Annotated in this window: 16 protein-coding genes and 1 pseudogene; 13 read left to right on the forward strand and 4 right to left on the reverse strand. The window is 40.5% G+C overall.

What is annotated here, in order from left to right:
- Positions 1-200 precede the first annotated feature (200 nt).
- The 4 genes from DFR58_RS15340 (at position 201) to DFR58_RS15355 (ending at position 3,484) form a co-directional block, all read left to right on the forward strand.
- Positions 201-923: an amino acid ABC transporter ATP-binding protein gene (locus DFR58_RS15340; RefSeq protein WP_114298734.1), complete on the forward strand. Its 723-nt coding sequence runs from the start codon at positions 201-203 to the stop codon at positions 921-923.
- 92 nt (positions 924-1,015) lie between these two features.
- On the forward strand, positions 1,016-1,918 hold the full coding sequence (locus DFR58_RS15345; RefSeq protein ID WP_114298735.1) for a transporter substrate-binding domain-containing protein: 903 nt from the start codon (positions 1,016-1,018) through the stop codon (positions 1,916-1,918).
- 39 nt (positions 1,919-1,957) lie between these two features.
- Complete coding sequence (locus DFR58_RS15350; protein WP_114298736.1) at positions 1,958-2,671, forward strand: amino acid ABC transporter permease; 714 nt, start codon at positions 1,958-1,960, stop codon at positions 2,669-2,671.
- An 18-nt stretch (positions 2,672-2,689) separates the two neighbouring features.
- Positions 2,690-3,484 carry an amino acid ABC transporter permease gene (locus tag DFR58_RS15355; protein WP_114298737.1) on the forward strand — a complete coding sequence of 265 codons (795 nt, stop codon included), beginning with the start codon at positions 2,690-2,692 and terminating at the stop codon, positions 3,482-3,484.
- A 65-nt stretch (positions 3,485-3,549) separates the two neighbouring features.
- Here DFR58_RS15355 and DFR58_RS15360 read toward each other — a convergent pair whose 3' ends face one another.
- The 3 genes from DFR58_RS15360 to DFR58_RS15370 all read right to left on the reverse strand — a co-directional run bounded on the left by DFR58_RS15360 (position 3,550) and on the right by DFR58_RS15370 (position 7,621).
- Positions 3,550-4,140 carry a DUF5301 domain-containing protein gene (locus DFR58_RS15360; protein ID WP_114298738.1) on the reverse strand — a complete coding sequence of 197 codons (591 nt, stop codon included), beginning with the start codon at positions 4,138-4,140 and terminating at the stop codon, positions 3,550-3,552.
- A 151-nt stretch (positions 4,141-4,291) separates the two neighbouring features.
- The gene (locus tag DFR58_RS15365) at positions 4,292-5,794 is read right to left on the reverse strand and encodes a response regulator transcription factor (protein ID WP_114298739.1); all 1,503 of its coding nucleotides are present in this window, start codon (positions 5,792-5,794) and stop codon (positions 4,292-4,294) included.
- A 24-nt stretch (positions 5,795-5,818) separates the two neighbouring features.
- Complete coding sequence (locus DFR58_RS15370) at positions 5,819-7,621, reverse strand: cache domain-containing sensor histidine kinase (protein WP_114298740.1); 1,803 nt, start codon at positions 7,619-7,621, stop codon at positions 5,819-5,821.
- A gap of 326 nt (positions 7,622-7,947) precedes the next feature.
- Here DFR58_RS15370 and DFR58_RS15375 point away from each other — a divergent pair, with 326 nt between their 5' ends.
- From DFR58_RS15375 to DFR58_RS22690, 5 genes and pseudogenes are all read left to right on the forward strand, one after another.
- Positions 7,948-9,318 (forward strand): ABC transporter substrate-binding protein, encoded by a 1,371-nt coding sequence (locus DFR58_RS15375; RefSeq protein WP_114298741.1) that lies wholly within the window; start codon positions 7,948-7,950, stop codon positions 9,316-9,318.
- Positions 9,319-9,514: 196 nt separating this feature from the next.
- Positions 9,515-10,384, forward strand: coding sequence for a carbohydrate ABC transporter permease (locus tag DFR58_RS15380; RefSeq protein WP_114298742.1), 870 nt, complete (start codon positions 9,515-9,517; stop codon positions 10,382-10,384).
- Complete coding sequence (locus DFR58_RS15385) at positions 10,384-11,220, forward strand: carbohydrate ABC transporter permease (RefSeq protein WP_242987670.1); 837 nt, start codon at positions 10,384-10,386, stop codon at positions 11,218-11,220. The genes DFR58_RS15380 and DFR58_RS15385 overlap by 1 nt, the downstream gene beginning before the upstream one ends.
- 20 nt (positions 11,221-11,240) lie before the next feature.
- On the forward strand, positions 11,241-13,523 hold the full coding sequence (locus DFR58_RS15390; RefSeq protein ID WP_114298743.1) for a DUF5703 domain-containing protein: 2,283 nt from the start codon (positions 11,241-11,243) through the stop codon (positions 13,521-13,523).
- A 481-nt stretch (positions 13,524-14,004) separates the two neighbouring features.
- A pseudogene (locus DFR58_RS22690) lies at positions 14,005-14,310 on the forward strand (carbohydrate-binding protein); the annotation flags it as partial.
- A 189-nt stretch (positions 14,311-14,499) separates the two neighbouring features.
- Here the strand turns inward: DFR58_RS22690 and DFR58_RS15405 are convergent.
- Complete coding sequence (locus DFR58_RS15405) at positions 14,500-16,152, reverse strand: cellulase family glycosylhydrolase (protein ID WP_114298745.1); 1,653 nt, start codon at positions 16,150-16,152, stop codon at positions 14,500-14,502.
- 686 nt (positions 16,153-16,838) lie between these two features.
- Between DFR58_RS15405 and pta the strand changes: the two genes are divergently transcribed.
- The 4 genes from pta (at position 16,839) to DFR58_RS15425 (ending at position 22,010) form a co-directional block, all read left to right on the forward strand.
- Positions 16,839-17,831: a phosphate acetyltransferase gene (gene pta / locus DFR58_RS15410; RefSeq protein ID WP_114298746.1), complete on the forward strand. Its 993-nt coding sequence runs from the start codon at positions 16,839-16,841 to the stop codon at positions 17,829-17,831.
- 107 nt (positions 17,832-17,938) lie between these two features.
- Positions 17,939-19,129 carry an acetate kinase gene (locus tag DFR58_RS15415; protein ID WP_114298747.1) on the forward strand — a complete coding sequence of 397 codons (1,191 nt, stop codon included), beginning with the start codon at positions 17,939-17,941 and terminating at the stop codon, positions 19,127-19,129.
- A 294-nt stretch (positions 19,130-19,423) separates the two neighbouring features.
- On the forward strand, positions 19,424-20,857 hold the full coding sequence (locus DFR58_RS15420) for a spore germination protein (protein WP_114298748.1): 1,434 nt from the start codon (positions 19,424-19,426) through the stop codon (positions 20,855-20,857).
- Entirely contained in the window at positions 20,841-22,010 is a 1,170-nt protein-coding gene (locus DFR58_RS15425) for a Ger(x)C family spore germination protein (protein WP_170138179.1), read from the forward strand. The genes DFR58_RS15420 and DFR58_RS15425 overlap by 17 nt, the downstream gene beginning before the upstream one ends.

Below are 22,010 nucleotides of genomic sequence, written 5' to 3' on the forward strand. Positions count from 1 at the left end.
AGGACTGAAAGGAAAGCAGAAGAACCGTCCCCCATGATTCCGCATTTTTAAAACAAGACCATTTATCCCCATAATTTCCTTGACAGAACAACATTTTTTTGTTAAAGTTTTATTCAAGATAATGGTGTCTGAACTTAACAGTTCAGGCATTTTTTTTATCTTAGGCATCAGAGCGAGGTTTGCGGGAGAAGGGGGATACTATGATAAACATGGAGAATGTCAACAAGTTTTTTGGGACTCTGCATGTACTTAAAAATGTCAACCTGGAAGTTTCGGAAGGTGAAAAGCTGGTCATTATCGGACCCTCCGGTTCCGGAAAATCCACGGCTGTCCGCTGCATAAACTTTTTGGAAGCGCCAACCAGCGGACACGTATATATTAATGGGCAAAAGCTGACATCAAAAAATAAGACAAGACTGGTCAGACAAACCACGTCTATGGTTTTTCAACAGTTTAATCTTTACCCTCATATGACGGTCTTAAAGAATCTGACCCTGGCACCCGTTAAATTGCACCATAAGAGCAAAAAAGAAGCTGAAGACTTGGCGTACCATTATCTTGATATTGTAGGGCTTAGTGAAAAGGCCCATGCGTATCCGATAACTCTTTCGGGAGGACAGCAGCAGCGTATTGCTATCGCACGTGCATTATGTGCCCAGACAAAGATTATATTGTTCGACGAACCCACATCCGCGCTTGATCCTGAAACAATTCAGGAGGTACTGGATGTCATGATTAAATTAGCCGGGGAAAACATTACAATGGTGGTGGTTACCCATGAAATGGGCTTTGCCCGCCAGGTGGCAGACCGAATTGTTTTCATGTCCGACGGACAGATTATCGAGGAAGGTGTTCCAGAGCATTTTTTCACCAATCCGGAAAATGACCGGGTTAAACAATTTCTTAGTAAGATTATTCGTTGATAAAATTTGGCTTGACAAGGAAAACACTGATTTATAGCTTGTAATGTTAATACATTAACATTCTTAAAAAGAATATAAAAGGAGGAATATTTATGAAAAGTTTAAAGAAATATGTAAGTCTGATGCTTAGCATACTCTTGCTGACATCTATGTTAGCGGCATGTGGAGGTAAGGAAAGCGGGACTGGAGGCGCGGCGAATGCTGAAAGCTCTGGTACGGCCGTGAGCAATGATATCCCGCAATATCCTGCTGATGTGCAGGCTATTATTAAAAGGGGTGTTTTAAAGGTAGGTGTTAAGAACGCTGTAATAGGATTTGGATATGAGGACCCATTGACTAAAGAGTATAGCGGGCTTGAGATTACTCTGGCAAAGAAGATTGCGGAGCATCTTGGAGTTTATTTTGAGTTTACCGCCGTTACTGCCGCGACGCGCACTGAGCTTCTCGATTCCGGAGACATTGACTGTGTATTGGCAACATTTACAATTACCGATGAAAGAAAGAAAAGCTGGGATTTTTCATCCCCCTATTACACTGATTATGTTACTGTTTTGGTTGAAAATTCATCGGGCATCAAAGGGCTTGAAGGCTTGGTTAATAAGAAGGTCGGTGTTTCTTCAGGCTCAACATCAGCCAAGGCTTTGGTAAAAGCGATGATTGACGGAGGCATTATAAGCGGTGACAGCTTTAAAGAGGATACCTTTGATCCGGCGACATGGAATACGGGGGTTTCCTTCCATCAATATGATGATTATCCGACAATCTCCACTGCACTGAGCGCAGGGGAGATTATGGCGTTTTGCGTGGATAAGTCCATTCTTGCCGTCTACAATACCGATAGCCGGTCTTATATAGCGGATAAGTTCTCGCCTCAGAATTACGGAGTTGCTACTAAAAAAGGCTCGGGATTTACAGCGGTTGTTGAAGAGCTGATTACAGGCTGGCTGTCGGATGGGACTATTGACAAATTAGTCTCTGAAAACGGACTGGAATAATGGCTCCGGCATTATTAAAAATAGGCGGGAGGAAACGGATTGGAAGGTTTATTTTCTATAGCTGCATGGGAAAAGGTATGGATATACCGCTCTACCTTTCTATTGGGCTTATATAATACCGGCAGAATGGCGTTGTTGGCTTTGTTGCTGTCACTGCTGCTGGGGATGCTGTTTGGATTAATGGCTACCGGCGGAAAGAAGTATCTGCAAGGCATAAGCCGTGTTTACGTAGAGCTGATTCAGAATACACCACTGATTCTTCAACTGTGCTTTTTGTATTACGCTCTTGCGTTTTCGGGAAAAAGCCTTGGGATTATAGTCACAGGGACTATCTCTCTGGGTATTTATCATGGAGCCTATGTGTCTGAGGTTATTCGTGCGGGCATTGGATCTATTTCTAAAGGGCAATTTGAAGCGGCTGATTCTCAAGGCTTCAATTATGTCGAAAAGATGTATTATGTTATTTTGCCGCAAAGCATAAAAATCATACTTCCGCCTATGGTAAATCAGGTTGTAAACCTGATAAAAAATACCTCGTGCCTTTATATAATTGGAGGGGCCGATTTGATTTCACTGACCTACAGCTTTGTGACAGGGGCTACAACGGGAGGGGCATATGCGCCGGCATATCTGGTCAGCGGGTTGTTGTTCTTTGTTGTTTGTTTCCCTCTGTCCACTTTGGCGGGTATGTGGGAGGATTCCCTTAAAAAGCGGGATCGAAGGGCAGCCGGCGGGCAAAAAGCAATTTCTTAAGGGGGTGACGGCAAGGCAATGAGTACTTTAGAGGGCAGTTTATCCATATTGAAGAATCCGGCAATCCTTGTCTATATTTTTAAAGGGGTGGCCTTTACAATTATAATATCGTTGGTTGCGGTAGGGATTGGGCTTGTTTTAGGCTCGATACTTGCACTTGTGCGTAATTATTGCAGCAAGGAAAAGATATTGCTTAAATGGCTGGCTACAGCTTATATTGAGGTTTTCAGAAACACACCGCTGCTTCTGTGGATATTTATATGCCTGGTGTTTTGTCCAATTCCTGAGGCACTGTCAAAAAGGATGTTCGGACTTACCTCGGTGGAGGTTAAGCTTTTATTTAAAGGGGCTACGGCATTGACTCTGTTCACCTCCTCCGTTATTGCCGAAATTGTACGCGGAGGATTGAATTCTGTGGATCACGGGCAGTTTGAAGCAGGACACTCTCAAGGCTTTAATACCATACAGATTATGCTGTATATTGTTCTGCCTCAAGCGTACAGAAATATAATACCGACATTGCTAAGCCAGGTTATAACGACAATTAAAGACTCGTCTTATTTAGCGAATATTGCGGTTATTGAGCTGATGTCAAGAGTAAAAACGCTGCTGAGCGCGGCCAACAGATATAATGGCACAGGCTCAGTTAATGTATCAGATGTTTTTGTATTGTTTGGCTTTGCGGCAATTATTTATTTCATAATTAATTTTGCCCTGTCCTTTTTGGTCAGAGGGAACAGTAATGTAAAAACAAAACAGTATTGCCATCCCCGGGAACGGAACACCACAGGGGGTGTTCCCTACGAATTGTGAACGCCAATTGTTTTCATGCGTTCTCCTGTGTCAAAAAAGTCGTGGAGGTGGGGACATTCCTGGAGCTATTCTACAAAGGAAGTTGCTGATTTTTTGAGGAATGTCCCCAGTAGGGAACGCCCCCCGTGGCGTTCCTCCCCCCATGGCGTTCCGCCCCCCTTGGGGTTCTCAGCCATGGAATACCTTGTAAAGTCGGTATATATCTTATGTATTGCAGCGTTGGCGTCGCTGCTGCTTCTATATACTCCAATATACGGCTCCTCGATATAGTACGCGCTCCCTTCGCTGTACAGACACAGTGTCCTCCGTTCCTCTGAAAGGTTGAGCCTGATAACGAGATAGCTATTCTGCACCGGATAGTCATTTACAGATGACCGCAGTGTTTTTCTTGCTCCGGTTAGTGCGGATAAAACGCTTTTGATGTCACCCTTGTCTGTCGCAGTGACAGCGCCAAGACTTTCATATTCGTTAAATTGCTCCATATCCATAGAAAGAACAGAGGCGGCGTCGGGCAGCTCCAGCATTTTCACGGGATTTGCCAGCAAAAACACGGCGGCGGCAGTACATGCAATAACCACAACGGTTATTACCCAAAGCGCAGGCTTTTTATGGTTTAAAATATTCCTTTTAAGTATTTGACAAATCAGCTTATCCATCGCGACCTCCTTTTGTACTCTTGCGGCAGCCTTTTAATCTCACGGACTCTTCGCCATAGTGCAATTCCTACTTAGCCTATGTTGTGCAAACCCGTGCCTTTAATCTATACAACACAGACCTGATTGTCAATATGTCCCCATAGGTCTATCGTCACCTCTCTTCAGATTTTTTGTATTCCTGCGGGCTCATGCCTGTATACATTTTAAATACTTTGCTGAAGTAAAACTGGTCACTGAAACGAAGTGTATCCGATATATTTTTTATTAATATGTCGTTATCGGAGCGAAGAAGTTTTTTTGCCTCCTCAATTTTTAAATTCATGTAATAGGCCATTGGGGAGATACTAAATTGAGACTTAAAAATCCTGCATATGTAAGATGATGTCAGGTCAAATTTATCTGCCAAGTCTTGCAGTGTAATGCTGTTATACAGGTTTGATTGAATGAATTGGCCAATTTTTTCTATTAATTCCTTCAAAGATATATTTTCCGATTCAGTTAAGCCATCAAAAAACGACTTAACGTGATTTATCATGTTCTTTTTGAGATCCTGATACGTATTACAGGGATATAGGAGTTGTTCGACATCCAGAGATATATCAAGTTGTGGGATATTGATAGCATTATTGGCTTCATACAGACATTCGATCATTATAGTCAAAAATCTTTTAATATAAAGCAGGTTGAAGCTCTTTTGTTCCCATTCACATAAATCGGCTTCAATTTTATTAAAAAGACTATTTAGAGGGGAGTTTTTCATGAGCAGATCATACTTTCTCTTAAGCTTGTATGACAATTCGTTTAATAATTTTAAATCAATGCTGTTTACATTATTCTCAAACAATATTTGCGATTTGCCCAATATGATCTGGCAGCTTAATTCCTGTGACAAGCGGGTGTACCTATCACAAAGTTTTGATATATCCGAAATCCTTGAACTTGTAATAATATTTATTTGTGGGTACTCTTTAACCAGTTTGTTGAACAGTAATTCGGCATTTAACAAAAAATGTTCGGGTTCATGTTCAGAAGTATTATAGATAATGACCTTTTCCGAAATGAATTCAGTGTCAATTATATTGAAATCAATATTGCTTCCCTCGCTTATGTATTTTTTTACATTATTATTTTCCAAAGACTGCGGACCTTTTCTGGATAAGCCTGTCCGCACAACCGATAAAACAAAGCTTTTATCCTTAAAAGGTATAAGATCAAGTTCTCCGGAATACGTATTCATCAGCAGTCTGGACAGTGTTTTTTCCAAGACAAGCTCTTTTGCCGTATCAATTTCTCCGGTAATTTTCTCAATAACAGCCTCCAACTCACCGGGGTCAATAGGCTTAAGTATATATCCGTCTATTTGAAGTTTGATTGCCTGACGGGCATATTCGAAGTCACCATAACCACTTATTATCACACACTTTAGTGAAGGAGATATTTTTTTCCCCTCATTTACCAGTGTTAACCCGTCCTTCACAGGCATTTTTATATCTGTAAAAAGAATATCAATATCCTCTCTTTTTAATATTTCCAACGCCTCTTCACCATCGAAAGCAGCAGCTACTACCTTTAGCCTGCTATTGATTGATTCTAACTGGTCGGTAATATCCTTTAAAATAAGTTTGTTGTCTTCAACAACTAATACTTTGTACATGAGAAATCTCCCCAAAAATAATATTTAAAGTTCTAAGGATGATATTTGAGGTTTAATGGGCCCCGATATTGATACAGTAGTACCGGATCCATTATTACTGCAGATGTCAAAACTCAGCTCTTCACCGTATAAAAGCTTGAGGCGCATTACCGTATTAACGATGCCCATGCTGCACATGCCCGGAGTGTCATCTGAACGTTCCTGAGTGACTAAAGCGTTATTGCCGGAAATCTTTTCCCAGATTTCATCGAGTTTATCAGGTTTTATTCCTATGCCGTTATCACTTATTATAATTACCCATGAATCATTTTTTTCAATGCATGAAATGGAAATTTTCCAGGGCGGCTTGCACTTTATAAAACCATGTTGAATTGCATTTTCGACAAAGGGTTGTATGACAAGTCTGGGCAAAGTAATCAATTTGATTGATTCCTGCAGGTCTATACTATAATTTATCGCGTCTCCATAGCTTTTTTCCTGAAGAGACAGGTAATTCCACATATAACTTATTTCCTCTTCCAGCGTCACTGTGGAAAATGGGGAGTTAACAATGTATCTTAACATGTTCGAAAGCTGTTTACACATTTTTACGGCATCGTCACCCTTGTTATTGCGGATGGAAATGCTTATGAGATATAAAACGTTATGGATAAAGTGAGGCGACATTTGAGCCTGTAAGGCTGAAAACCGTGCTTTTGCTTCCTCCTTATGAGCAGTTATTTCGCTTTGCACGGATTCCTTCAGCCTGAAAAGCATATCCTGAAACGCTTTATTTAGCATTTCAATCTCGTTGTTATAGGACACACCGTCAAAATTGAACTCCATGTTACTGCCGTTAACTTTTAATATTTCATCACGGAGCTTTATTATTGGGGTGGTCAATATTCTGGAAAAGTAATATATAAACATAAGTGATAAAATTAACAATACAAAGATGAAAATGTAATTTGCAAACTTCATTGTGTTCAGGGGAGCAAAAAGAGATTCGGTCGTATATTGGATAAATACATGCCATTGACTGTAGACCGACTTGAAGTGAAAAAAATAGTTGTTGCTTGAATCTCTTAGATAACTACCGCCGCTGGTTTTGCTGGAAGTCAGAAAAGTTAACGTTTTATCGCCCAGAGGTTCCTTTAAATAAACAATATTGTTGTATTTATCAATGATAATACATTTACCTAAGCTTCCGACATTAAAAATTTCATCCAGCACATGATTATCCTGAATGATTTCCAGATAGCCGCATAAATTACCCAGATTGTCCATTATCGGAATAATTATGGAATAATTTGGAGCAGATGCTTGGCTGGTATTTGAGTTGCTGCAGTATATTGTAAACTTATCCTTCTCCAAATCATTCTGATAGAGTTTATCGCGCAATACTTTCTCCAAATTCCCAACACTTGTTGACGTAAATGAATATTTATACTTCATATTTTTGCTGTAAACATAAATATTCGTATATGCTATGTTTGGGGATAGAGAAAAAGAATTGAGGGAAACTACTCTTGCAATGGTATCGCCTATATTCCGATCAAACATAGTAAGGTCATAGTCATTGATGTCATCGAATTGGTTTATAATTTTCAACTGCTCAATCAATCCGGGTTCATACGCAAGATTTCTGGCCGACTGGGTTAAATCTCTCATATAATAATCAATCTGTTTTGTGAATTTGGATGTCAGTTCCTCAATATTTTCGATAATTCTATCTTCCTGTATTTTCATAAAATACAGAGAAATATATAAACCGAATGAAATAACCATTACAAACATCACAATTGAGAAACTTATTATGATTTTTGTCTGAAGATTGATGTTGTTCATTTACTTTTCTCCTATAATGAAAGTATCATCTTTGGCTATTGGTTATATTGTATGTTATATTGTATGTTATATACTGAACGAACTAATTATGTTAAGTCTTTAGATTGAATTGTATAACAGTTTCGCATATGTTTCAATATGAAAGGACGCAAATTGGATGCCTGGTCAAAAATTCACATGGTGTGAATTCAAAATATTACATTTATTTTCTCCGGTTTTCGATTTATTATTAAACATGTAAAACAATTTTGGTTATTAACCTATTAGTGCACTATAGTTGTTGATAACACCTGTTACAAATTCAATATATTATAAGGAGGAGCATTATGCATAATTCTAAAAGGCTAGCATTTGTTATATTAGCAATGATTATGGTTGTATCTTTGTTTGCAGGTTGCGGAACATCAGCAGACAATCAGGCATCTCAAGCAGCAACTTCAGCAGCAAGCACCGAAAAGTCTACCCCGGAAAGCAATGAAAAGACTTCACAAGCCAGCAACGAAAAAGTCACTCTTATCTGGTTTGATTCCCAGGGAGCGGTTAAGTCTTGGAATGATGAAAATTTTAAAGCCTTTGAAGAAAAAAATCCTAATATTAAAATCGATTTTCAGGTTTACCCGGATAACCAGTGGAAAAACATTATCCAGACAAAGCTGTCATCCGGTTCAGGCGTACCTGATATTGTCCATGCTCCATACAGTGATTTCCAGTCGGCGCTTAGTGCTGAGAAGAACTTCGAAACACTCGACAGCGAGCCGTGGGTATCCAGATTGATCAAACCGGAAGTGCTGAAGTTTAACGATAAAATAATGAACTTCTCCTTTGATATCCCTGTTGATACTGCAGGTATTGTTTATAACAAGGATATATTTAAAGAGAACAATATTTCAGTTCCCAGAAGTTATGACGAATTTTTAAAGGCCTGTGAAGTTATAAAGGCAAAAGGGATTACACCTCTTCTAATTGCCGGCAAGGATGCCTGGACCATTCAGATCTGGCAGTCCTGTGCTTTGGGTGATTACCAGACAAGAAAACAACCTACTTTATCCGCTGATATTAATTCAGGAAAGCAAAAGTGGGCTGATTTAAAAGTCTATGAGGATATGAATGCTAAATTGCTTAATCTTGTTAAGCTGGGTTATACAAACAAAGGTGTACTGTCCGATAACTTTGACAGCGCAGTCGATATTATGGGTAAAAAGCAGGCTGCGATGTTTATTATGGGTGAATTCTTCATTCCTATGGCGATTGAAAAGTATCCCGACTTAAGACTTTCAATATTCCCGATTCCCTATGACAATGATGTTTACCTTGCAAATCAGGGAGTCAGCGGATTTGGTATACCGAAGGCTGCAGTGCATAAAAAAGAAGCGAAGATGTTGTTTGACTTCCTTTCACAGCCGGACCAGCTTGAAAGGCAGCACAAGACCAAGCCTTTCATAGCGAATTTCAAGGACGCCAAGTCGGTCGATATGCCCGAATACAAAAAGGACATTATGGACGATTATGTAACGCCGGGTAAAATTTGTATGCAGGCAAACGACACTATTTACGGCGAAACCGGCATAGACGGCAGCGGCGCATGGCAGTTGTACCAGGCCATGCTTGGAGGCAAAATGACTCCGCAGCAGGTAAGCGAGGAATGGGGCAAAAAATTCGCAGACCTGATGAAACAAAAGGGAATAGCAGGCTGGTAATGTTTTAGATGGAATTGTGAAATACGGGTAATAATAGGCAAGGGACTATTATCCCTTGCCTTATATTATGGTGATTCATAACAAGGTTATTGAGGCGTGAGCTGAAGGGTTGTTATTTTCGCGTGGTATACACTTATGGCATATCAGAAAAATGATGGCAATATAAACTTGAATTTAAGGGAAAGTGGGGACCCTCATGGGTAAAACTAAACTTTATACGTATTATATGATTGTCCCAGGACTGATTTTATACTTACTGTTTTATATGTTTCCTACCATATCGGGGATTTATTTTTCCTTTACTGATTGGAGACCGGAAAACGAAATAATAAAATTTACAGGGATTGAAAACTTAAGATATATTTTTACTGATTCGTTGCTGGTTTCAGCACTGAAGAATACATTCATATTTGCTGTTATTACTATTTTGGGGAAAAACATTTTAGGACTGCTGTTAGCTACAGGGCTGAACGTAAAAATCAAATCAAGAAACATACTTAGAACAATCTATTATATACCAGCGGTATTAAGCACGGTTGTAATCGGAGTTCTGTTTTCGGCAATTTTAACTCCGGAAGGGGTATTTAATACTTTCCTTAATAGCATTGGCATGGGATTTGCTGCTCTTGACTGGCTTGCGGACCTTGATTTAGTAATTTATACCGTAAGCTTTGTAGCGGTATGGCAGATGGTTGGATATCATATGACAATATTTCTTTCAGGGTACCAATCAATACCTACTGAATTGTATGAGGCAGCAACAATTGATGGTGCGGGTAGCATTTCGAAGTTTATTAATATTTCACTTCCAATGCTGGTGCCGGCGATAAACGTCAGTCTACTGATGAGCATGATTTCGGGGCTTAACGCTTTTTCCAATGTTTACACACTGACAGGCGGCGGTCCTGCAGATGCTTCACAGGTTATAGGAACAGTAGTCTTTAAAAAGTTCGGGGAAGGCTCATGGGGGCTCGGTACCGCGTTGAACTTTCTCCAGTGCTTTTTGGTGGCTTTGATTTGTATTCCTTTGTTGTTTTATTTAAGAAAGAAGGAGGTCGATGTATAATGAACTCTTCAATAAATTTGATGCGGAGGGTCAGGACATTGCTGCTGGAAGCGTCCTTATGGATATGCAGTCTGACTATTATTGCACCTTTAATGATTGTGTTTATGGGTTCATTTAAAACCAACACGGAGGTTTTGGACTTTTCATTAAAGCTGCCATCCATTTGGCATATTAAAAATTATCTTACCGTTATTGAAAAAGGGAATCTGGTAAGGTATTTTTATAATTCAGTTCTCATAGCGGCTTTTTCTGTAACCATTACAGTCATTCTTTCATCTATGGTGGGCTTTATTGTCGCAAGAAGAGTAAACAGGTTGACCGGTTTCGTTTTTATGGTATTTTTTATAGGATTGATAACCCCTCAACAGATAATACCTACTATAAAGCTGCTGCAGGGTCTTAAAATATACGGTACCATTCCCAGTGTAATTTTATTGCACGCAGCATACAATTGTGCTTTTTCAGTATTTATGTACACCGGCTTTGTCAAGTCTGTGAGCAGGGAAATAGATGAATCGGCGTTAATGGACGGTGCTTCGACGCTTAGATTATTCTTCAGTATAATTTTCCCTTTGACTAAGCCAATTAACATCACGCTGGTTATATTCGCCTTTCTTGGTATTTGGAACGATATAACCTTACCCATATATTTTATAAATGACTCAAATAACTGGACAATGCCTTTATCTGCATATAAATTCTTCTCGCAATACTCCAGAGACTGGAATCTTGTTTTTGCAGACATGGTTTTAATATCTCTGCCGGTATTTCTTGTATATATTTTCGGACAGAGATATATTGTTAGCGGATTAACAGCGGGTTCTGTGAAAGGATAAAAAAATTTCAGGTGATAAATATGGATTTTAATATCAGCAAATACAATGTGAAATGGACCACGCAAAGCAAGGACTCGGGCGAATCGATGCCTTGCGGTGGCTTTGATGCCGGCGCCAATGTTTGGGTTGAAAACGACGAGGTGCTGATGTACATCGACAGGAGCGGCAGCTTTGATGAAAACAACCAGATGCTGAAGCTGGGCAGATTCAGATTCTCTTTCAGCCATAATCCTTTTGAAAAATACTTTTCACAGGAATTGATACTTCAGGATGGATATGTGTTGATATCCGGTGAAGATTTCCATATGGCTGTATGGTTTGATACTGCAAAGCCTGTTTGCAATATTGAGGTGGAGTCCGGCAGGGATATCCAGGTTACTGCTCAATATGAAAGCTGGCGCACAGAGGAGAGGGAACTTGCCTATGGTGAGCTGGGAGACGGTGAAAGACAGGCTGCTGCCAGTTATATATGTTATCCGGGTACTGTAATCACATATCCGGACTATTTATATGCCGGTACGGATAGTGTAACTTTTTATCACCGGAACAGGAATGAAAAGCTGTTGTTTGATTTCCTCATAAACCAGCAAAGCCTCAATGCAATAAAGGATGAAATGTACAATCCGCAGAAGGATTTGACCTTCGGAGGAAGACTGTTTGGTGATACTTGTGTATTTTCAGGCAATACAAGCGGCAGCTATGCCGGGATTGGTTATACCGGTTATGCATTAAAATCAGAAGCATGTAAAAAGCACAGGTTATATATTTGTTTCAATACAAGCCAGTCAGAAAGAATCGGGATATGGAACAAAGAGCTTGAATTATTGTGTAAGAAAGCAGTTGAAGACACATCTGCACGCGAAAACTCAAAAAGATGGTGGAAGTCATTCTGGGAAAGAAGCTTTATTGATATAAACGGAGACAAGAACGAAAGTGATACAGGATTTCGACTTTCGAGAAATTATACACTTTTTCGATATATGCTGGGCTGTAATGCATATGGAAGCTACCCCACCAAATTCAATGGGGGATTGTTTACTACCGACCCATGTTATTCAGTGACAGGCGGACATACGTTCATTTCCGAAAAGGATGCCGACCATTACGGCAAGACTCCCGATTTCAGGATGTGGGGAGGGGGCAGCTTTACAGCGCAAAATCAACGCCTTATATATTGGCCCATGCTGAAGTCGGGAGATTTTGACATGATGCCCAGCCAGTTCAATTACTACAAGCGGCTGCTGAAAAATGCCGAGCTAAGAACAAAGGAATACTGGGGACACAAAGGCTGCTCCTTCACCGAACAGCTGGAAAACATGGGCCTCCCTATCGGGTTGACATATGGATTTGATAACGCGCGTTGGGATATCTTTAAAAGACCTAAATACTATGATAAAACGGAACTTATCTGTGCCGCTACCAAGTACCATTACAGTACACAGCTGGAATTCGCGTTCATGATTCTAAGGTATTATCGCTATACAGGAAAGGATATTTCTGGATATGTACCATTTATTGAAAGTGTAGTTGCATTTTACTTTGAACATTATGAATTCGTACATAGGTTTAATGCATGCAGACCGTATGACGAGAATGGGAAACTTGTCATTTTCCCTTCAACCGCCCTTGAAACCTACAAGGATGCTTTGAATCCTACAGATGCTGTGTCCGGCTTGAGGGCTTTGATTTCAGAGCTTATACACCTGGAGGAATATGTGGATGCGGAATACTATAGAGAAAAGCTAAGCAGGGTTCCTGATATATCCTTAGGAAGCATAGACGGGGGGCAGGTGATAAATCCTGCATATTCATGGACCCATATACATAATGTTGAGCTGCCGCAGCTATATCCTGTATTTCCCTATGAGATCTATGGAATTGGTTTGGAAGGACAGAATACTGCGATACATACATGGAAAACGGCACCGGACAGGCTGAAGGACCATATCAGCTGGCATCAGGACGGTATTTTCACAGCAAGGCTGGGTTTGACGGAAGATGCGGCGGAGATAAATACAAAGAAGCTTGACGATAGCGGAAGAAGATTTCCGGCATTCTGGGGGCCTGGACACGACTGGGTACCGGATCACAATTGGGGTGGGAGCGGTATGATAGGACTTCAGGAAATGCTTGTGCAGCAATATGGCAATAAAGTTTATCTGTTTCCCGCATGGACAGGGGAATGGGATGTCAAATTCAAGCTTCATCTCTTGGGAGGAGTCGCAATATATGCTTCCATGGAAAACAAAAAGGTTAGCTGGAAGCTTGTGCCTGATATGGATGGAATTGAAGTAATCGTATAGATATTAGCACTTTCAGCAGCATACACCCTCGGGGAAGTCCCGGGTGTATTACTTCTGATCCGGAGCGGAAGACGGTGAAGGTGTTTTTATAAGACCCATAAAAATCATGAAGTTTTAAATCGAAAGGAGACAGAATTATGTTAAAGAACAAGGCTTCAAAAAAGTGCATTCCATTAATTCTATCTTTGGTAATGGTTTTAACTGGCTTGTTCACTGTTACCATCTGTCCTATGGTTGCTTCAGCAGCAGCTCAGGCGTCTTATTACGTTTCACCGATGGGAAGCGACAGTAACCAAGCTTTGTTGAGGGACCAACCATGACAAGCGCAGAAGGAACAGCAACAACTATTGCCGCTCCCGATACTGCAGGAAACTACAAGCTGTGCCTTGTGAATTCATCAGGCGGAGATTCACAGATCTAAGCTGAGAGCTACAGCTCACAATCTGGAGTTGGAACTGAAAGCTGCAGCGAAGGCGGTCTTAATGTATGTAATATAGAAAATGAAGATTATGTTGTTTATAACAATGTCAGCCTTGGCAGTGGAGTCACAGGCTTTGAAGCCAGAGTAGCCAGTGCTACCAGCGGAGGCAATATTGAGATAAGGCTTGGCAGCATTAACGGTACTCTGATAGGAACTTTACCGATCAGTAATACTGGCGGATGGCAGACATGGGCTACCAGAACTACCAATGTCACTGGAGCAAGCGGTACTCATGACGTATATCTGAAGTTCACCGGCGGGGAAGTCATTCAATGGACAAATAGCGGCGGAACCAGCCCGCAGTAGCAATTTATCCCTCAGTAAATGAAGCCGCAAAAGCGACTTTCTAAATATTAACACCGTGGCGCAAGGTGACGGTTCTTAAAGAAGGCAATCGGAAATTTTGCGCGTAAAGAAGGCTCAAAAAAGCGGAGGCGGCCGAAAAATATTCGGCGGCCTCCGCTTGGGTGTTTTTAAAACAAACTGTCTGTTGTCTTAGGGTTTATAAGGCAGTGTTTCTAACTCACCGGTTAAATATCTTTTCAAAATAGCGTAGTCCACAGAATTTACGCCGCCGTCATCATTTACATCGGCTGCATCCATATTTATGTCTACAGAGGTATCACCGATAAGATGTCTCTTAAGCAGGGCGAAATCTATGGAGTTTACAGTTTTATCATCATTTAAATCACCATAAAGTATTACAGGGTCAGGGTCGGGATCTGGATCGGGGTCAGGATCAGGATCGGGAGTTCCGTAATACTCTCCTAAGGAGATCCCGTTTGAGCCCAAGGGTATCTGGTGGTCAAGCCCTATGAATTTGCCCTTTGACTGCCACAATGAGGGCTTGAACAATCCGTATTTTTCTTCATCCCATGTTGACCAGTCATTTCCTATAAGTCCTCCTGTATCTCCTGAATTAGGATTTATGCACCAGAAGGTATGATGGATTTTATTTTTTATCATGTAATCCCGAAGAAGAGTCATCCATTTCTGATTTTTTCCGCCGTCCATATGGCCTCCCCATTCGCCGATAAGAAGCGGTGCGATGCCCTGATCGTTAATGTATGCCCATGTGTCATACCAGTAATCATCCAGTAGTGTCTGGGTTGTAAAGTCCTTATCAAACCACGACTGGTTGTATACTGAAGGCCCGTAGTCATGAGGAGAATATACAATCTGACTGTTTAAAGGCCCCAGATTTATAGGATAATCCTTAACTCCTCTTAAATTTCCTCCCCACCATGCTCCATGCCATGGGGCGGCATCTCCTGTTGCTCCCCAGACATCGGGTGTATCAAACGTATATCCCTTCTCTGTTTTTGGATATTGTTCAATTCCTTCAATCATTATCAGAAGCTTGGGGTTTGCAGCAAGAATTGCCTTGGAACATTCTTCGGCGGCATACTTCCAATTGTTTTCGTCTTTGGAATTATCCCATTTTGCCATGTCTTCGGGAGCACGATTGCCAGTATATCCCCTCTTTCCATGGGGTTCATTTTGCAGATCGAACGCCAGAATGGTATCATCGTTTTTATATTTGTCGGCAAGCCATACCAAGGTATCTATCCATTTTTTGGTAGTTATTTCGCCCGCCGTGGTTGTATCAAGCCCATACCATAGAGGGTACATATGCCCTGAGTTATTGGCGTCAGGACTATGCACATCAATCATTACCTTGATACCCAGCTCTTTACAGTACCTCATTGAAATATCGAAAATCTCCATACTGTTTTTTACACCCTTGGTTTGAGGATCGTAAAAATCGGGATTGATAACGTGATAAGGAGGGTCGTTGCCGGCGGTTACACTTGAAACCTTATTTGGCTTTCCAACCATCCAGCTGTATAGAAGCTCTGTTGAAATGGGTATTCTTAAAAGCCCTATGCCTTTGTCGGCTATACTTTTCATAATGCCCTTAACATCATACCAGGCACCGTGAAAGACATTTTCGCTGCAGTTAAAGCCAAACCAGTTGGCGCCTGTCAGCCATACCTCGTTTCCGTACATATCATAAATTTTGTTGCCCTTACAGTGCAGCCAGTCGTCATTATTTCCGTCAACAGCTTTTACGGCAGGTGAAAAGCACAGCGTAAAAGCCAGCATTAAAGCAACGGTTAATGAAATAACTCTTTTTGTTTTTCTCATAAAAAATCTCTCCCCCTAAAAAAGTTTGTACTCTATAAGTTCTAATAATAAATTTTGTTTGTAAAATCCCCCCTTTTCACTAACCGGTGTCCTGCAATAGAATTCATTAAGAGGTACTGGATTACGGGACACTGAATAAGTTGAAATTAAAGCACTGCCATTCCTATAAAACAAAATTCGTTTATTTTAGCATAATTTCCGCATAATTTTACAGACTGGAGGAGTGAGATCAGCTCTAAAAAGTTTTATAAGAAAGTAAAAAAATGATTCACCTCCTTAAAGTAAATACTAATACAACCAAGGAATTGACAAATATTGATACTATTATATTTTATTAAACATTTAAGAGGAAATCAACCTATTTTCTACAAATTTTGACTACAAAAAAGTTATTATATCAAATTATATGCACTTCCTGATAAAAACAATAAATCATATAGAACACGATAAAGATTGATTATTATTAAGCTGTATAACAAAATATAACAGAACAATGAAAAATAATTACTTAATATGAAAAATAATCACAAAAAAATAATTTTCAATAAATTTTATCTTGTATACAATGAACAGTTTGTATATAATTAAGAATGTCGGCAAATGCTTGATAAAAGCAATTGTTAGGAGCAGGTCATAATAAAAGATAGTTTTTACTATTTTAAATAAATAAGAAAGGGGTATGATAAATGGATTTTTTAGAACAAATTTGTGAGAGAGCAAAAGCAAACATTAAAACTATAGTTCTGCCGGAAAGCGAGGACATAAGAACTATAAAAGCGGCGGCTATGGTTCAGCAGAGAGGTACAGCCAATATTATACTGGTAGGAAACGAAAGTGAAATCAAAAAACTGGCGGGGGATCTGGATATCTCGAAGGCGAAGATAGTAGATCCCTTAATTTCTGATAAGTTCGAAGACTATTCCAATTGCTTTTATGAATTGAGGAAGTCAAAGGGAGTCACATTGGAGAAGGCAAAGGAAATAATGAAGGATTATGTATATTTTGCCACAATGATGGTTAAAATGGGTGATGCCGACGGAATGGTTTCGGGGGCCGCTCATTCAACAGCAGACACTGTAAGGCCTTCGCTGCAAATATTAAAAACCAAGCCGGGTACAAAAATGGCTTCGGCATTTTTTGTTATGGTTGTCCCCGACTGTGAATACGGACATAACGGCACATTTGTTTATGCAGACAGCGGAGTTGTGGAGAACCCTGACGCAGACGGACTGGCCGATATTGCTATTGAATCTGCCGCCTCGTTTAAGCAGTTGGTTCAGGCTGAACCGGTTGTTGCCATGCTTTCGTACTCCACCTATGGAAGTGCTAAAAGCGAACTGACAGAGAAGGTTGTTAAGGCGACGCAGATAGCCAAGGAAAAGGCCCCCGGGCTTATGCTGGACGGCGAGCTGCAGGCGGACGCCGCGCTTGTGCCTTCTGTCGGGCAGTCAAAGGCACCTGGGAGTGATGTCGCAGGAAAGGCAAACGTACTCATTTTCCCTGATTTGAATTGCGGAAACATAGCTTATAAGCTGACTCAAAGGCTTGCTAAGGCTGAGGCCTACGGACCCATCCTACAGGGTATTGCAAAGCCTGTAAACGATTTGTCAAGGGGCTGCAGCGCCGAGGACATAGCCGGTGTTGTTGCCATAACTGCGGTGCAGGCGCAGGAGGCGTAATTAAAGAAATTGATCGTTAATTTGATGTATGATGTATAAAGATGCTTGAATGAAAATTGCTTTAAAGCATGAATTTTTCGCGGCTTAAGCTGCATGGAGGGTATAAAATGAAAATTTTGGTTATTAATACGGGAAGCTCTTCTTTAAAGTATCAGTTTATAGACATGGCAAATGAAGCTGTGCTGGCAAAGGGTCTTTGCGACAGGATAGGAATAGAAAATTCATATCTTAAGCATACGAAAGAAGATAATGATGCCGTGGTTCTGGAAAAGTCTCTTCCGGATCATAAGACTGCAATAAAAGAGGTTATAAATGCTCTCACCGATTCGGAGCTTGGCGTAATATCAAGCATGGATGAAATATCCGCCATAGGCCACCGCATAGTGCATGGGGGAGAGAAATTCCACGATTCTGTGATAATAGATGATGAAGTAATGAATGCCATAAGGGATTGTATAGATATAGCTCCTCTTCATAATCCTCCCAACATAGTGGGAATAGAGGCGTGCAGGCAGATAATGCCCAATATACGCATGATAGCTGTATTTGATACTGCGTTCCATCAGACGATGCCTCAATATGCGTATTTGTATGCACTGCCTTATGAAATTTATGAGAAATACGGAATAAGAAAATACGGTTTTCACGGCACCTCGCACAAATATGTTGCGCAGAGGGCTGCCGTCATGCTCGGAAAGCCTTTTGAGAGCCTTAAGCTTATAACCTGCCATCTTGGAAACGGAGCCAGCATCTGCGCTATTGACAAGGGCAGGTCTGTGGATACCACAATGGGCTTTACTCCTCTTCAAGGTCTGGCAATGGGCACCAGAAGCGGCTCTATAGACCCTCAGATATTGACATTTCTCATGGATAAAGAGAATATGTGTGTAAAAGAAATAAATGATTATCTTAATAAAAAATCCGGAGTTCTTGGCATTTCAGGAGTAAGCAGCGACTTCAGAGATTTGCATACCGCTGCCGAGAACGGAAATAAAAGGGCCCAGATGGCCATTCAGGTATTCTGCTACAGGGTAAAGAAATATATAGGAGAATATATGGCGGTGTTAAATGGGGCTGACGCGGTAATATTTACAGCGGGAGTGGGAGAGAATAATTCGATAGTAAGGCGCACCGTTCTTGAGGGACTGGAAAATATGGGTATTGAAATTGACTGGGATAAGAATACGCAAAAAGCTCAGGAAATGGATATAAGCACTCCGGGAGCAAGGGTTAGAACTCTTGTGGTACCTACAAACGAAGAGCTTGCTATTGCGAGAGAAACAGCCAAATTAATTTAAGTAATAAATTTAGAGCAGCAAGCGGCATGGCATTGTAAAAATATTGCGTGACGGAAAGAGGGCTTTTGTATATAACAAGGGCTCTCTTTTTAATACATATAGCAAACGGGCAGGAATAAATTTTTTTCATCTCTGCAATAATATATAATGGTTTATATTATCCGTAATTATATTTTAAGACAGTGGCAGGGGGATATTTAGCTTGTTTAAGAGAAAAATGCCGTATGCAAAAAAAAAAGCCATGGAAATTTAGATATAACGCATATATTTGATGATTACCAAAAAAATCTGCTTATGTTTAGGCAAATATTTCAAAACGACGACACTATTGTTTTCCATGAACTGCTTCCACTCAATAATGATAATGTAAGAATTTGCGTGGTATATACCGTGGGAATGGCAGATCAGAAGGAAATAAGCAAAGGCTTGATATCAGCGGTACTGAATTCACCGGAAGGAAGCTTAAACAGGGAAAACATGGTTAATAGCCTTAAAAAACAAATCATTAGTTGCGGAAACATTGAGATTAATTCAGATGTTGACAAAATTGTGGGCTCAATACTGTACGGCGATACACTTATAATCGCGGATAACTGCCCCGAGGCCCTGATTGTGGATTTAAAGGGGTTGAAGTTAAGAGACATATCTGAGCCCCTTTCGGAAAATGTTGTGAGAGGCCCAAGAGATGCTTTTACAGAATCACTGATAATAAATACATCGTTGATAAGGAGAAGAGTAAACAACCCCAATCTGAAATTTAGATTTGATTTTTTGGGAACACAAACTAAAACCAGAATCTGTATTTGTCATATTAATGGACTGTCAAACGATAAAATACTTCAAGAGGTAAATGATAGGATAAAAAATATAAGGCTTGATGCGGTTCTGGAATCGGGGTATATTGAAGAAATAATCAGAGACCACCCTTTGTCCCTCTTTTCTACGGTGGGACATACCGAACGGCCCGATAAGCTTGTGTCAGGCCTGCTTGAAGGAAGAATTGCAATAATAGTAGACGGAACCCCCATTGCTTTAACTGTACCCTTTTTATTCAGTGAATACTTTCAGTCCAGCGAGGACTATTATAATGATTTCATTTCGGGGAGTGTAAATAGACTTCTTCGGTGGGGGGCATTTTTTTTATCTACAAGCATACCGGCAATATATGTCGCCCTGACCTCCTTCCGAAAGGAAATTATACCCACTCCGCTGCTGCTTACTATTTCGGCCTCGAGAGTGGATGTACCGTTTCCTACAATTATAGAAATGTTTATTATGGTGGTGGTTTTTGAAATATTGAGAGAAGGCGGCTCCAGGCTGCCTGTGGCAGTCGGGTCAACAATTAGCTTTGTGGGGGCGGTAGTTATAGGCGACGCGGCTGTAAACGCCAAATTTGTAAGTGCCCCTATTGTAATCATAGTGGCTGTGACGGGGCTTTCAAATTTCCTTATCCCAAAGCTGATGAGCTCTTTAAGCATCGTAAGGATAATATTACTTTTGTTTTCAGGAGTTATAGGCTTTTATGGATATCTTTTCGGAGCAATATGCCTGTTTATTCATCTTCTTTCCATGAACTCCTTCGGAGTACCTTACATGCTGAGCATATCCAGCCTGAATGCTTTTGAAGCAAAGGACACCGGAATACGCGTACCGTGGTGGGTTTTGCGCTTCAGAGCAAAAAAACAGTCTCAAATAGATGCGGGAGAAGCGAATGAAGAGAAAAGCTGACATTTTTATACTTGCTGTTTTGTTTATATTGTTAATGTTTACAACAGGCTGCTGGGATTATAGGGAAATTAGTGAAGAGATTATTGTGGCGGGTGCGGCGTTTGATTATGACGAAAAAAATGACTGCCTTGTTGTCACAGCGGAGATAACACTGCCCAAATCATCGGAAAAAGGAAGCACCTTTAATTCCAAGATATACACTAGTAAAGGAAAAAGCGTAATTGATGCTGTAAACAAGCTTACGTCAAAGGCCGGACATAAGCTGCTATGGAGTCATTCCAAGGTAATCATCCTGAGTGAGGAATTGATTGAAAGTGAGAATTTATTTATAGGAATAATGGACTGGGTTAAAAGAGACCTTGAGACGAGGGACTATGTATGGATGCTTCTATCAAAGGAAAAAACCGCAGGGGAGATTTTTTTAAAGGCTGATCCTCAGACTGAAAGCATTATTTCATACTATCTGGATCATGTTTTTTTGACTGTAAAATCTAACGAAACCTATATGAAGGTTCCTTATTGGGAATTTATGTACAGCCTGCAATCAGAAGACTTTTACGCGGTACTGCCCACTGTCACACTTGAGGAGTCGGATAAGGGTGCTATTCCTTTGGTAAACGGCACTGAGATAATAAGCAGAAATAAAGCCATATGCTGGCTTGACGGTAATCAGACAAAAACACTTTTGCTCATCATGGACAAGCTGCGTGATGCGACTTTTATCGTGGAGCAAACACATAATGAAAAACGCCAGACTGTTTCGTTAAGGATTTTAGGCAGCAAGACCAGAATAAAACCCATTCTGGGTGAGAAAGGACTGGTAATGGAGGTCAGAGTGCAAATGGAAGCCAGTGTTTCTGAAATTGACGGAAGTAAAGATATTTTTAAGAAGGAGAATATAAAGGAGCTGGAAAAGGAAGCAGAGAGAATGATAACAGGCGAAATAAAAGAGCTTGTAAATTTGCTTAAGGAAAAATATAAGGTGGATGCCGTGCGCTTCGGTGATAAGGTTGAAAATAAATATCCAAAGCTCTGGAAGCAAATGAAAAATGATTGGGGAAATGAATTTGAAAAAATCTCATCTGACATACAGGTGAAATTAGAAATTACAGCAAGCGATCAGAGCATGAAAATAACAAAGGCGGGTAGATAG

It is taken from the genome of Anaerobacterium chartisolvens, assembly GCF_003337415.1.
GTDB classification, from domain to species: Bacteria; Bacillota; Clostridia; order Acetivibrionales; family DSM-27016; genus Anaerobacterium; species Anaerobacterium chartisolvens.

Excerpts from the sequence above, each read along its gene's own strand:
- DFR58_RS15405 (WP_114298745.1), bottom strand. The coding sequence starts at position 16,152 with ATGAGAAAAACAAAAAGAGTTATTTCATTAACCGTTGCTTTAATGCTG.
- DFR58_RS15390 (WP_114298743.1), top strand. The coding sequence starts at position 11,241 with ATGGATTTTAATATCAGCAAATACAATGTGAAATGGACCACGCAAAGC.
- DFR58_RS15375 (WP_114298741.1), top strand. The coding sequence starts at position 7,948 with ATGCATAATTCTAAAAGGCTAGCATTTGTTATATTAGCAATGATTATG.
- pta (WP_114298746.1), top strand. The coding sequence starts at position 16,839 with ATGGATTTTTTAGAACAAATTTGTGAGAGAGCAAAAGCAAACATTAAA.
- DFR58_RS15420 (WP_114298748.1), top strand. The coding sequence starts at position 19,424 with ATGTTTAGGCAAATATTTCAAAACGACGACACTATTGTTTTCCATGAA.
- DFR58_RS15360 (WP_114298738.1), bottom strand. The coding sequence starts at position 4,140 with ATGGATAAGCTGATTTGTCAAATACTTAAAAGGAATATTTTAAACCAT.
- DFR58_RS15365 (WP_114298739.1), bottom strand. The coding sequence starts at position 5,794 with ATGTACAAAGTATTAGTTGTTGAAGACAACAAACTTATTTTAAAGGAT.
- DFR58_RS15345 (WP_114298735.1), top strand. The coding sequence starts at position 1,016 with ATGAAAAGTTTAAAGAAATATGTAAGTCTGATGCTTAGCATACTCTTG.
- DFR58_RS15340 (WP_114298734.1), top strand. The coding sequence starts at position 201 with ATGATAAACATGGAGAATGTCAACAAGTTTTTTGGGACTCTGCATGTA.
- DFR58_RS15425 (WP_170138179.1), top strand. The coding sequence starts at position 20,841 with ATGAAGAGAAAAGCTGACATTTTTATACTTGCTGTTTTGTTTATATTG.
- DFR58_RS15370 (WP_114298740.1), bottom strand. The coding sequence starts at position 7,621 with ATGAACAACATCAATCTTCAGACAAAAATCATAATAAGTTTCTCAATT.
- DFR58_RS15355 (WP_114298737.1), top strand. The coding sequence starts at position 2,690 with ATGAGTACTTTAGAGGGCAGTTTATCCATATTGAAGAATCCGGCAATC.
- DFR58_RS15380 (WP_114298742.1), top strand. The coding sequence starts at position 9,515 with ATGGGTAAAACTAAACTTTATACGTATTATATGATTGTCCCAGGACTG.
- DFR58_RS15385 (WP_242987670.1), top strand. The coding sequence starts at position 10,384 with ATGAACTCTTCAATAAATTTGATGCGGAGGGTCAGGACATTGCTGCTG.
- DFR58_RS15415 (WP_114298747.1), top strand. The coding sequence starts at position 17,939 with ATGAAAATTTTGGTTATTAATACGGGAAGCTCTTCTTTAAAGTATCAG.